The sequence below is a fragment of the Paraburkholderia sp. genome (assembly GCF_035948235.1).
GTDB lineage: Bacteria > Pseudomonadota > Gammaproteobacteria > Burkholderiales > Burkholderiaceae > Paraburkholderia.
Genome location: NZ_DASZJJ010000034.1, coordinates 1 through 11,536, shown reverse-complemented (window position 1 = coordinate 11,536; position 11,536 = coordinate 1). Strand labels below are relative to the sequence as shown.

General features: G+C 65.5%; 14 protein-coding genes. All 14 read left to right on the top strand.

Annotated elements, in window-relative coordinates; translation table 11 throughout:
* Window positions 1-1,027, top strand: a 1,027-nt coding sequence (locus tag VG320_RS02205) for an FAD-dependent oxidoreductase (RefSeq protein WP_327198535.1), incomplete at its 5' end; no start/stop codon positions are given.
* A gap of 83 nt (window positions 1,028-1,110) precedes the next feature.
* Window positions 1,111-1,308, top strand: a complete 198-nt coding sequence (thiS, locus tag VG320_RS02200) for a sulfur carrier protein ThiS (RefSeq protein WP_103706925.1) — start codon at window positions 1,111-1,113, stop codon at window positions 1,306-1,308.
* Between the two features lie 52 nt (window positions 1,309-1,360).
* On the top strand, window positions 1,361-2,173 hold the full coding sequence (locus VG320_RS02195) for a thiazole synthase (protein WP_327198534.1): 813 nt from the start codon (window positions 1,361-1,363) through the stop codon (window positions 2,171-2,173).
* A complete protein-coding gene (thiE, locus tag VG320_RS02190; protein WP_327198533.1) occupies window positions 2,173-3,285 on the top strand; it encodes a thiamine phosphate synthase in 1,113 nt (370 codons plus the stop codon). Before VG320_RS02195 ends, thiE begins: the two co-directional genes overlap by 1 nt.
* Window positions 3,286-3,465: 180 nt before the next feature.
* Window positions 3,466-4,287 (top strand): ABC transporter ATP-binding protein, encoded by an 822-nt coding sequence (locus tag VG320_RS02185; RefSeq protein ID WP_327198532.1) that lies wholly within the window; start codon window positions 3,466-3,468, stop codon window positions 4,285-4,287.
* Window positions 4,284-5,060, top strand: a complete 777-nt coding sequence (mlaE, locus tag VG320_RS02180; protein WP_327198531.1) for a lipid asymmetry maintenance ABC transporter permease subunit MlaE — start codon at window positions 4,284-4,286, stop codon at window positions 5,058-5,060. Before VG320_RS02185 ends, mlaE begins: the two co-directional genes overlap by 4 nt.
* 94 nt (window positions 5,061-5,154) lie before the next feature.
* Window positions 5,155-5,766, top strand: a complete 612-nt coding sequence (gene mlaD, locus VG320_RS02175; protein WP_327198530.1) for an outer membrane lipid asymmetry maintenance protein MlaD — start codon at window positions 5,155-5,157, stop codon at window positions 5,764-5,766.
* A gap of 12 nt (window positions 5,767-5,778) precedes the next feature.
* The gene (locus tag VG320_RS02170) at window positions 5,779-6,819 is read left to right on the top strand and encodes an MlaA family lipoprotein (RefSeq protein ID WP_327198529.1); all 1,041 of its coding nucleotides are present in this window, start codon (window positions 5,779-5,781) and stop codon (window positions 6,817-6,819) included.
* A gap of 207 nt (window positions 6,820-7,026) precedes the next feature.
* A complete protein-coding gene (locus VG320_RS02165; protein WP_327198528.1) occupies window positions 7,027-7,668 on the top strand; it encodes an ABC transporter substrate-binding protein in 642 nt (213 codons plus the stop codon).
* Window positions 7,665-7,937, top strand: coding sequence for an STAS domain-containing protein (locus VG320_RS02160; protein WP_327198527.1), 273 nt, complete (start codon window positions 7,665-7,667; stop codon window positions 7,935-7,937). Before VG320_RS02165 ends, VG320_RS02160 begins: the two co-directional genes overlap by 4 nt.
* Before the next feature lie 276 nt (window positions 7,938-8,213).
* On the top strand, window positions 8,214-9,149 hold the full coding sequence (locus VG320_RS02155) for an ABC transporter ATP-binding protein (protein ID WP_327198526.1): 936 nt from the start codon (window positions 8,214-8,216) through the stop codon (window positions 9,147-9,149).
* Entirely contained in the window at window positions 9,146-9,901 is a 756-nt protein-coding gene (locus VG320_RS02150) for an ABC transporter permease (RefSeq protein WP_327198525.1), read from the top strand. Before VG320_RS02155 ends, VG320_RS02150 begins: the two co-directional genes overlap by 4 nt.
* A gap of 26 nt (window positions 9,902-9,927) precedes the next feature.
* A complete protein-coding gene (locus tag VG320_RS02145; RefSeq protein ID WP_327198524.1) occupies window positions 9,928-10,173 on the top strand; it encodes a BolA family protein in 246 nt (81 codons plus the stop codon).
* Window positions 10,174-10,281: 108 nt separating this feature from the next.
* The coding region (gene murA / locus VG320_RS02140) for a UDP-N-acetylglucosamine 1-carboxyvinyltransferase (protein ID WP_327198523.1) at window positions 10,282-11,536 on the top strand (1,255 nt) is incomplete at its 3' end.

The following is an 11,536-nucleotide window of genomic DNA, read 5'->3' as shown; positions in this document are numbered from 1 at the left end:
CGGCCCCGAAGGCGGGGAAGCGGCGGCCTGGGTCGCGGCGGCCATGCTCGCGCCGCTCGCGGAAGCTGCCGTCGCCGAATTGCTGATCACCGAACTGGGCGTCGCCTCGCTCGACACCTGGCCGCGCATTCTGGCCGAGCTGCCCGAGCCGGTGTTCTTCCAGCGCAACGGCACGCTGGTGGTCTGGCATCACGCCGATCGCACCGAAGCGCCGCTGTTCGAGCGCCGCGTGCGTGCCAACGCGCCGCGCGAACTCGCCGACACTCACTTCACCACGCTCCAGGGCGCGCAGCTCGACGCGGCTGAGCCGGCGCTCGCCGGGCGTTTCGCGCGCGGCTGGCTGCTCGACGGCGAAGGCCAGCTCGATAACCGTCAGGCGCTCGCGGCGCTCGCGGCGGGCCTCGCGCAGCGCGGTGTGCAAACGCACTGGCACACCAGCGTCGACGACGCCAACCTGCCGCCCGCGCGCGTGACGATCGATTGCCGCGGTCTCGGCGCCAAGCCTGTGCTGCCCGCGCTGCGTGGCATTCGCGGGGAAGTGGCGCGCGTGCACGCGCCGGGCATCGGCCTCACGCGCCCGGTGCGCCTGCTGCATCCGCGCTATCCGCTCTATATCGCGCCCAAGCAAAACGACCTCTATGTGATCGGCGCGACCGAAATCGAGGGCGAGGACCGCTCGCCGGTGAGCGTACGCTCGGCGCTCGAATTGCTCAGCGCGGCCTTTGCCGTGCATCCGGCGTTCGGCGAGGCGCGCATTCTCGAATTGAACTCGCAGGTCCGCCCGACGCTGCCCGATCATCGTCCGGCGCTGATCTGGGACGGTGACGCGACGCTGCGCGTGAACGGCCTTTACCGCCACGGTTTCATGATCGCCCCCGCCGTCGCCGACGAAGCGGTGCGCGTGGCCGAAGCCATGCTGGCGGGCCGTCTTGCCGATGCCGACGCCTTCGAGGCGCTGCGCGGCGAGTCGCGCTGGGCCTCGATGCTGCATACGACGCAAGGACAAAGCGAGCACGCTCACGCTTGAGCAGCCCGAAAAAAGAACCGGGGCGCGTGTTTTGCGCCTCGCCACGATTCAACGTAGTCACCCGCGTTTTAGACGTTTTTGCCATGGACATTCAGATCAACCAGAAGCCGCTCACGCTGCCCGAGGGGGCGACCGTCGCCGATGCGCTTGCCGCTTTCGGCGCGCGTCCGCCCTTCGCCGTCGCCGTGAACGGCGATTTCGTCGCGCGTGGCCAGCATGGCGCGCGCACGCTGTCGGCGGGTGACCGTCTCGACATCGTGAGCCCGGTGGCCGGCGGCTGATGTCCGGTTCGCGCCGCCCATCGCCCACGCCACCCGCCAAGGATTCCCCGCCATGACCACCCAACACACCGCCGACGCGCTCACGCTCTACGGCGAAACTTTCCAGAGCCGCGTGCTGCTCGGCACCTCGCGCTATCCGTCGCTGCAATCGCTGTCCGATTCGATGGAAGCGGCGCGCCCCGGCATGATTACCGTCGCGCTGCGCCGCCAGATGAACGACGGCACCGCCGAAGCCGGCTTCTTCGATCTGCTCAAGCGCCACGGCGTGCCGCTCTTGCCGAACACCGCCGGCTGCCTGACCGTCAACGAGGCCGTGACCACGGCCCATATGGCGCGAGAAGTGTTCGAAACCGACTGGATCAAGCTCGAACTGATCGGCGACGACTACACGCTGCAGCCCGACCCGGTTGGCCTGATCGAAGCCGCCGCGCGGCTCGTGAAGGACGGCTTCAAAGTGCTGCCGTACTGCACGGAAGACCTCGTGATTGGTCGCCGCCTGCTCGACGCGGGCTGCGAAGCGCTGATGCCGTGGGGCGCACCCATCGGCACCGGCAAGGGCGTGATCAATCCCTACGGCCTGCGCGTGCTGCGCGAGCGCCTGCCCGACGTGCCGCTGATTGTCGATGCGGGTCTGGGCCTGCCGTCGCATGCGGCCCAGGTGATGGAGTGGGGCTTCGACGGCGTGCTGCTCAATACGGCTGTTGCGCAAGCCACGCATCCCGAAGCGATGGCGCGCGCCTTCGCGCTGGGTGTGGAGGCGGGGCGCACGGCGTATCTCGCCGGGCCGATGGCCGAACGCGAAGCCGCTGTGGCGAGCACGCCCGTGGTCGGCATGCCGTTCTGGCACCAGGATGGAGGCAAGTAATGACGAATACGCTGCAACTGAAAGACCGCGAACTGTTCTGGCCGCCCGCCGACGAACTCACCGAAAGCGCCGAGCGCATCCGCGCGAAGCTCGGCGACTGGCCGCCCACACATGCGCCGTGGCGCCTGTGCCTGACGCCGCCGGATGCGCCCAATGGCGGCGATCTGATCATCGTGACCGACGCCGCACCGCATCTGGCGAGCATCGCGCGCTGGATGACCGAAGGCGCGGGCGTGATCGAGGCGAAGGGGGATGACCCGCAAGCCGCGCTCGTTACGCTGCACCTGGGCGGCGAGCGTTATGAACTGGCAGGCTCGCTGGCCGAAGACTGGATTCCCGCGCTGGCGGCGTTCCTCGACTGCGGCTTCGATCCGCACGACGCGCTGGTGCTGGCGCTCGCCTGGCGCGACGGCGACGAACAGAAAGCCGACGCATGGCCTGTCGATATCGCGCGCTTCCCGCGTGTGCTCGGCCTGCCCGATGCGCCCGCGCGGCCGTTCGCAACGTGCCCGCAAAAGCTCGGCCTCTACCCGGTGCTGCCGAGCGCCGACTGGGTGGAGCGCGTGCTCGACTTCGGCGTGAAGACCGTGCAGCTGCGCAGCAAGCAAGTCGAATCGCCGGAACTCACGCGCGAGATCGAGCGCTGCGTCGCGGCGGGCCGCAAGCACGACGCGCAACTCTTCATCAACGACCACTGGCAGGCGGCGATGGCCGCGGGCGCCTACGGCGTCCACCTCGGCCAGGAGGATCTGCGCGAGGCGGATCTGGGCGCGCTGGCCGCGTCGGGCATTCGCCTTGGTTTGTCCACGCATGGCTACTTCGAAATGCTCACGGCGCTGCACTTCCGCCCGAGCTATATCGCCTGCGGCGCGGTGTTCGCCACCACCACGAAGAGCATGCCGACGGCTCCGCAAGGCATGAAGCGTCTCGCGCGCTACGTGCAACTGCTCGACGGCGTGGTGCCGATGGTCGCAATCGGCGGCATCGACGGCGCCGTGCTGCCTGAAGTCCTCGCCACCGGCGCGGGGAGCGCCGCCGTGGTGCGCGCGGTAACCGAGGCGGCCGATCCGGCTGCCGCCGTTGCTGCGCTGCGCAAAGCGTTTACGCAATAATGGCCCGGCCTCGCCGCAAGTCGCGCACCCGGTCTAATGGGGGCGCGAAGCGGCGAGGAGCGAGCGGCAACCGGCGCCAGGCGGCGCTGTTGCCACATCAAGGGTCATGGGCGCATCACGGCAGCAATTTCACGATGGCCCTATAATCCCGCCTTCGTGTTAATGGACTAGTCAGCCTACGTGCCCTCACCCTCTGAGACCCTTCTGGAGCTGCGCGACGTCGATTTCGGCTATAGCGACCGGCTCGTCCTGTCCGGACTGAACATGCGCTTTGGCCGCGGGCAGGTGGTCGCGGTCATGGGCGGCTCGGGCGGCGGCAAGACCACGGTGCTGCGCCTGATCGGCGGCCTCGTGCGCGCCCAGCGCGGCCAGGTGCTGTTTCAGGGCCAGGACGTCGGCGCGCAGACGCGCGAAGGCCTTTACGCGCTGCGCCGCAAAATGGGCATGCTGTTCCAGTTCGGCGCGCTGTTCACGGATATGTCCGTGTTCGAGAACGTCGCCTTTGCCCTACGCGAACACACCGATCTGCCCGAAGAACTGATCCGCGACCTCGTGCTCATGAAGCTCAACGCCGTGGGTCTGCGCGGTGCGCGCGATCTCGCGCCTTCGGAGATTTCGGGCGGCATGGCGCGCCGTGTGGCGCTCGCTCGCGCCATCGCGCTCGACCCCGAACTCATGATGTACGACGAGCCCTTCGCAGGACTCGACCCCATTTCTCTCGGTATTACCGCGAACCTGATCCGCACGCTTAACGACGCGCTCGGCGCGACGTCGATTCTCGTCACGCATGACGTGCCCGAGTCGTTCGCCATCGCCGATTACGTCTACTTCGTCGCGAACGGCAAAGTGCAGGCGCAGGGCACGCCTGCGGAACTGCGCGCCTCGACCGATCCGATCGTGCGTCAATTCATCGACGGCGCGCCGGACGGCCCGTTCCGCTTTCATTACCCGACGAACGTGCCGCTCGACGCGGACTTCGGCATTGGCGGAGGCCGTTCATGATCGGCGCCATCAGTTCGATCGGCCGCGGCGTGCTCGATTCGATCACGCGCGCGGGCCACGCCACGCGTTTCTTCGCGCGCCTCGTGCTGGAATTTTTCCCGCTGCTGCGCCGTCCGCGTCTTGTCACGAAGCAGATCCACTTCGTCGGTAATTATTCGCTGCTGATCATCGCGGTGTCGGGGCTGTTTGTCGGCTTCGTGCTGGGTCTGCAGGGTTATTACACGCTCAACCGTTATGGTTCGGAGCAGGCGCTCGGGCTGCTGGTGGCGCTCTCGCTCGTGCGCGAGCTCGGTCCCGTGGTTACGGCGCTGTTGTTCGCAGGCCGCGCGGGCACGTCGCTCACGGCCGAAATCGGCCTGATGAAAGCGGGCGAGCAACTGACGGCCATGGAAATGATGGCGGTCGACCCCGTGCGCATCGTGGTCGCGCCGCGCATGTGGGCAGGCGTGATCGCCATGCCCATTCTGGCGGCGATCTTCAGCGCGGTCGGTATTCTGGGCGGCTACGTCGTGGGCGTGCTGCTGATCGGCGTGGACGCGGGTGCGTTCTGGTCGCAGATGCAAGGCGGCGTCGATGTCTGGAAGGACGTCGGCAACGGCGTGATCAAGAGCATCGTGTTCGGCTTTGCCGTGACCTTCACCGCGCTGTACCAGGGTTACGAAGCGAAACCCACGCCCGAAGGCGTGTCGCGCGCGACGACCAAGACCGTGGTGTATGCATCGCTTGCGGTGCTCGGCCTCGACTTCCTGCTTACCGCGCTGATGTTCAGCTAAAGCTCAGGCCCGAAGCGCGCCAGCCCGAAGGCGGCGCGCGGGCCACGCGGCAGGCGCCTGAACCCTGGCGCCGCCGCAACGGATTCTCATTGGGATGACGATGAAAAAGACTGCTCTCGACTTCTGGGTCGGCCTGTTCGTGGTGCTGGGCTTCATTGCGCTGCTGTTTCTCGCGCTGAAGGCCGGCAATATGAGCTCGCTTTCGTTCCAGCAGACCTACAGCGTGAAGCTCAAATTCGACAACATCGGCGGCCTCAAACCGCGCGCGCCCGTCAAGAGCGCGGGCGTGACGGTGGGCCGGGTGGCGTCGATCGGCTTTGACAGCAACACCTATCAGGCGCTCGTCACCATCAATCTGGACCAGCAGTACCAGTTCCCGAAGGACTCGTCGGCGAAGATCCTGACGTCGGGCCTGCTCGGCGAACAGTACATCGGTCTGGAGCCGGGCGGCGACACCGAAATGCTCAAGAGCGGCGACACTATCGCCATGACCCAGTCGGCGATCGTGCTCGAGAACCTGATCGGTCAATTCCTGTATAGCAAGGCGGCCGATTCGGGCGCCTCGAAATCTGGCAGCAGCGCGGGTAGCAGCGCAGGCAACGGGGCCGCGAACGGGGCGGCAGGCGGGGCAGCGGGCGGCGAAAGTGCCGCAAGCGCGCCTGCACCGGCGCCGGCGCAGGCCGGCTCCGGCGCGGCGGCCCAATAAGGAGAACAACAGATGATCACCACACGCATGCGCGCCATCACGATCGGCGTTGCGGCGCTCGCGCTGACGGCATGCTCGACGGTGCAGACGCCGTCGAAGGACGATCCGTGGGAAGGCTTCAACCGCACGGTCTACACGTTTAACGACAAGGTGGACCAGTACGCGCTCAAGCCGGTCGCGAAAGGTTACGTGAAGATCACGCCGCAACCGGTGCGTGACAGCGTGACGAACTTCTTCGCGAACATCGGCGACGTCTACAACGCCGCCAACAACTTCCTGCAGCTGAAGATCACCGACGGTGTCGAAGACATCATGCGGATCGTGATCAACACGGTGTTCGGCGTGGGCGGTCTGTTCGACGTCGCGACGCTCGCCAAGCTGCCCAAGCACAACCAGGACTTCGGTCTGACGCTCGGCCACTATGGCGTGCCGGCGGGTCCGTATCTGGTGCTGCCGCTGTTCGGCCCGAGCACGGTGCGTGACGGCGTGGGGCTGGTGGGCAACTACTTCATCAACCCGATCAGCTATATCGATTCGTCGGCCGTGTCCTGGGGCCTTTATGGGCTGAACATCGTCAGCACGCGGGCGAATCTGCTGGGCGCAAGCGACCTGCTCGAAGGCGCAGCGATCGACAAGTATTCGTTCGTGCGCAACACCTATCTGCAGCGTCGCCGCTATCAGCTTTCCGATGGCCACGCGTCGTCGTCGAGCCTGCCGGATTACGGCGATGGCGCTCCGCCGCCGAACTACGGCGAACCGGACGAAGGTGCTGCTGGTGCTGCTGGTGCGGCGCCTGCATCGGGTGCGGCAGCGGCTGTCCCGGCTTCGGGCACCGCGCGTGCTGCTACGCCGAGCGCGGCCAGCATGCCGCCGGCCTACCCGAATGGCCCGACCACCGCGCCTGCCACGCTTGAAGGCCCGGCTGGCGTTGCCGCGCCGCAAGCGGCGTCGGGCGCGCAGGCGCCGAACGGCGCTTCGGCGACCACTGTGCCTGGCGACCAGATGGTGCCGCCGGCGCGCATCGGTTATCCGGGGCTGCTGCGTCTGCATTGAGCAGAGCTTGAACAAGACTTACGGTGCGGGCAGCAATCTTTCCGTAGATTGCTGCCTTCTGCGCCGGCGCCCCGTAGCCACACGTCTGACGTAACAAGTCGATACGCTTGTCGCAGTTTCCTGGCACTTCTTGACTCAGCGCGATAGAACTCGCGTGATATCGTTGGCGTCCAACGGGGCGTATTTCCCCATCTTGCAGGACTCGATATGAAAAAATTCTTTCTGTCTCCGCTTTTTGCCATGTTTTTTGCGTTTGCCGGGTTTGCCGGTTCTGCGTCCGCGCAGACCGTCGACACCAGCAATCCTGACGCGATGGTCAAGACCATCACGCAGCAGGTGATGGACCAGATCAAAGGCGACAAGTCGATCCAGTCCGGCGACATCACCAAGATCACGCAGCTCGTGAACGAGAAGATCCTGCCGTACACGGACTTCCGCCGCACCACCCAGCTCGCGATGGGCCGTAACTGGCGCGCTGCGACGCCCGACCAGCAACAGCAGGTCATCGAGCAGTTCAAGACGCTGCTGATCCGCACGTACTCGGGCGCGCTCGCCCAGGTCCGCGATCAACAGATCGAATACAAGCCGTTCCGCGCGAACCCGGACGATACCGATGTCGTGGTCCGCTCGACCGTGCTGAACAACGGCCAGCCGATCGAACTCGACTATCGCCTGTACAAGACGCCGCAAGGCTGGCGCGTGTACGACATCAACGTGCTCGGCGCATGGCTGATCCAGGCTTACCAGCAGCAGTTCCAGGAAAAGATCCAGCAGGGCGGTGTGCAAGGCCTGATCTCGTTCCTGACGCAACGTAACCAGCAACTGGCCGCAGGCAAGGCTGCTTCGTGAGCGAGCGCTTCGCCACGGGCGCCACGCTGACCCACGAGAGCGCGAACGCCGCGCTCTCGGCGGGTCTCGCCCAGATCAAGGCGGGCGCCACCGCCGTCGATTGCACGCCGCTCACGCAGTTCGACTCGTCGGCACTGGCTGTGCTGATCGCCTGGCAGCGCGCCGCGAACGAACGCGGCGCCACCCTTAGCGTCCTCAATCTGCCCACCGCGCTCGCGGCTCTCGCGCGCGCCTACGGCGTCGATACGCTCCTGCACGAGCGACATTGACGCGCGCCGGTGTTGCGTGCGCCGCTGCGGCTTGTGGCCGCGAGCGCTGCTGCAAACCGGCGCATTCCCAATCTCCCTGTTCAGACCGAGGTCGGGTCGGGCTTTCCGACTTGGCCTATAATCAAACGTTTTTTGGGCGTTGCCCCGGATTTCCGGAAGGCAGCGCAGACGGTCCAGGCGACTGAAAGCCGTCCCCAATAAGGTTTCCCCGCGGTCCTCCCCGCAGCATTGATGCACTTACCGGCCGCGCCGTTCAAAACGGGCGGCGTCTGAGTCATGCCAGCCATAGAAATCCGCAACGTCAAGAAGCGCTACAAAGAGCTTCAGGCGCTCAAGGGCGTCAGCTTCACGGTCGAAGAAGGCGAGTTCTTCGGGCTGCTCGGCCCGAACGGCGCGGGCAAGACGACGCTCATCAGCGCGCTCGCCGGCCTTGCCCGAGCCGACGAGGGCACGATCGCCGTGCGCGGTCACGATGTCGTCACCGATTACCGCAATGCGCGCCGCAATCTGGGCGTCGTGCCGCAGGAACTCGTATTCGATCCGTTCTTCACGGTGCGCGAGACGCTGCGCATCCAGTCCGGCTACTTCGGTCTGCGCAATAACGACGCGTGGATCGACGAAGTCATGGCCAATCTCGATCTCACCGAGAAAGCCGACGTCAACATGCGCGCGCTCTCGGGTGGCATGAAGCGCCGTGTGCTGGTCGCGCAGGCGCTGGTGCACCGCCCGCCCGTGATCGTGCTCGACGAGCCGACCGCCGGCGTGGACGTCGAACTGCGCCAGACGCTCTGGAAGTTCATCGCGCGCCTGAATCGCGAAGGCCACACGATCGTGTTGACCACGCACTACCTCGAAGAAGCGCAAGAGTTGTGCGACCGCATCGCCATGCTGCGTCGCGGCGAGATGGTGGCGCTCGAGCGCACCAGCACGCTGCTGCAGCGTTTCGCGGGCATGCAGCTGTATCTGCGTTTTTCCGCAGGCGCGCTGCCCACGGAACTGCGTTCGCTCGAAGTCGACATGTCGAACCTGCCCAACGGCAACGTCAACCAGCATCTGCTGCGCTTGTCGAGCTACGACGAGGTCGAGCGCATCCTGTCGCTGTGCCGCGCGAACGGCTGCAAGCTCGAAGAGATGGAAGTGCGCAAGGCGGATCTGGAAGACGTCTTCGTGCAGGTGATGAACGGTCCGGAAGTGATCGAGGGGCTGGCATGAGCGGTTTCCGTACGCTGTTTTACAAAGAAGTGCTGCGCTTCTGGAAGGTCGCCTTCCAGACCGTGCTGGCGCCGGTCATCACCGCGCTGCTCTACCTGACGATCTTCGGCCACGCGCTGCGCGGGCACGTCGAGGTCTATCCGGGCGTGGAATACACGAGTTTCCTGATTCCGGGCCTCGTGATGATGAGCGTGCTGCAGAACGCCTTCGCCAATTCGTCGTCTTCGCTGATCCAGTCGAAGATCACGGGCAATCTCGTATTCGTTCTATTGCCGCCGCTGGCCGCATGGGAGATGTTTGGGGCTTACGTGCTCGCCTCGATCGTGCGCGGTCTCGCCGTTGGCGCGGGCGTGTTCGTCGTGACGATCTGGTTCATTCCGATGAGCTTTTCCGCGCCCCTTTACATCATCGCCTTCGCGGTGCTGGGCTCGGCGATTCTCGGCACGCTCGGCCTGATCGCCGGGATCTGGGCCGAAAAATTCGACCAGCTCGCGGCGTTTCAGAACTTTCTTATCATGCCGCTCACGTTCCTTTCGGGCGTGTTCTATTCGACGCATACGCTGCCGCCGGTCTGGCGCGAGGTGTCGCGGCTTAACCCGTTCTTCTACATGATCGACGGCTTCCGTTACGGGTTCTTCGGTCTGTCCGATATCAACCCGCTCGCGAGCCTCGCGATCGTTTTCGTCTTTTTCGTGGTGCTGGCGACCATTGCGATGCGTCTGCTCGCAAGCGGTTACAAGCTGCGCCACTAAGTGAAATTCAGGCAGGAGCACTATTCATGTCCACGTTGCCGACTCCGGAACAGGTCAAGCAGTACATCTCGGCAGGTCTTGCGTGCGAGCATCTCGAAGTCGAGGGCGATGGTCAGCACTTCTTCGCGACGATCGTCTCGTCGGCGTTCGACGGCAAGCGTCTGATCCAGCGCCATCAGCTCGTCTATGCGGCGCTCGGCGATCGCATGCGTCAGGAAATCCACGCGCTCAGCATGAAGACGCTCACGCCCGCCGAATGGCAGAACGCATAATCTGGAATCTCAGTGCGAATCACCCAGGATAAAGGCGCCGCAGCCAGCGGCGCCGCTCATCAAGACGCGACCCATCAAGCCGGCCGCAACGATCAGGAAACTTCAGGCATGGACAAACTCGTCATCGTCGGCGGGCAAAAGCTCGCGGGGGAAGTCATCGTTTCCGGCGCGAAGAACGCTGCGCTGCCGATTCTGTGCGCGGGCCTCCTGAGCGCCGAACCCGTCCATCTGGACAACGTGCCCGACCTCCAGGACGTGCGCACCACGCTCAAGCTGCTCAGCCAGATGGGCGTGCGCACCGAGCAGGACGGCACGCGCATGCAGCTCGACGCTTCGAAGGTCGACAGCCTCGTGGCACCGTATGAGCTGGTCAAGACCATGCGTGCCTCGATCCTCGTGCTCGGGCCGCTGCTGGCGCGCTTTGGCGAAGCGAAGGTGTCGCTGCCGGGCGGCTGCGCCATCGGTGCGCGTCCGGTCGACCAGCACATCAAGGGCCTGCAGGCGATGGGCGCCGAGATCAACATCGAGCACGGCTTCATCGAAGCCCGCGCGAAGCGCCTGAAGGGTGCGCGCATCGTCACCGACATGATCACGGTCACCGGCACGGAAAACCTGCTGATGGCCGCCGTGCTGGCCGACGGTGAAACCATCATCGAAAACGCCGCGCGCGAACCCGAAGTGGGTGACCTCGCACATCTGCTGGTGGCGATGGGCGCGAAGATCGAGGGCATCGGCACCGATCGCCTCGTGATCCAGGGCGTGGACAAGCTGCACGGCGCGCAGCACACCGTGATTCCCGACCGTATCGAAGCGGGCACGTTCCTGTGCGCGGTTGCAGCTGCGGGCGGCGACGTCACGTTGCGCAATGTGCGTCCGCATATCCTCGACGCCGTCACCGACAAACTCCGCGAAGCGGGCGTGTCGATCGAAGAGGGCGACGACTGGATGCGTGTGCGCATGCACGAGCGCGCGCGCGCCGTGAACCTGCGCACCTCGGAATACCCGGCGTTCCCGACCGACATGCAGGCGCAGTTCATGGCGCTCAACGCGATCGCCGACGGCACCTCGCAAGTGGTCGAAAACATCTTCGAAAACCGCTTCATGCACGTGCAGGAACTGAACCGCCTGGGCGCGCATATCACCATCGACGGCAAGACCGCGCTGATCGCGGGCGTCGAAAAGCTCTCGGGCGCGAAGGTGATGGCGACCGATCTGCGCGCCTCGGCGAGCCTCGTGATCGCCGGCCTGTGCGCCGACGGTGAGACGCTGATCGACCGCATCTATCACCTCGACCGCGGCTACGACCGGATGGAATCGAAGCTGACGGCGGTTGGCGCGAAGGTGCGCCGCATCAAGGGGAGCC

Coding starts and splice junctions, on each gene's coding strand:
- VG320_RS02145 (WP_327198524.1), top strand. CDS start 9,928: ATGTCCACGTTGCCGACTCCGGAACAGGTCAAGCAGTACATCTCGGCA.
- VG320_RS02170 (WP_327198529.1), top strand. CDS start 5,779: ATGATCACCACACGCATGCGCGCCATCACGATCGGCGTTGCGGCGCTC.
- mlaD (WP_327198530.1), top strand. CDS start 5,155: ATGACGATGAAAAAGACTGCTCTCGACTTCTGGGTCGGCCTGTTCGTG.
- VG320_RS02155 (WP_327198526.1), top strand. CDS start 8,214: ATGCCAGCCATAGAAATCCGCAACGTCAAGAAGCGCTACAAAGAGCTT.
- VG320_RS02165 (WP_327198528.1), top strand. CDS start 7,027: ATGAAAAAATTCTTTCTGTCTCCGCTTTTTGCCATGTTTTTTGCGTTT.
- mlaE (WP_327198531.1), top strand. CDS start 4,284: ATGATCGGCGCCATCAGTTCGATCGGCCGCGGCGTGCTCGATTCGATC.
- VG320_RS02150 (WP_327198525.1), top strand. CDS start 9,146: ATGAGCGGTTTCCGTACGCTGTTTTACAAAGAAGTGCTGCGCTTCTGG.
- thiS (WP_103706925.1), top strand. CDS start 1,111: ATGGACATTCAGATCAACCAGAAGCCGCTCACGCTGCCCGAGGGGGCG.
- thiE (WP_327198533.1), top strand. CDS start 2,173: ATGACGAATACGCTGCAACTGAAAGACCGCGAACTGTTCTGGCCGCCC.
- VG320_RS02195 (WP_327198534.1), top strand. CDS start 1,361: ATGACCACCCAACACACCGCCGACGCGCTCACGCTCTACGGCGAAACT.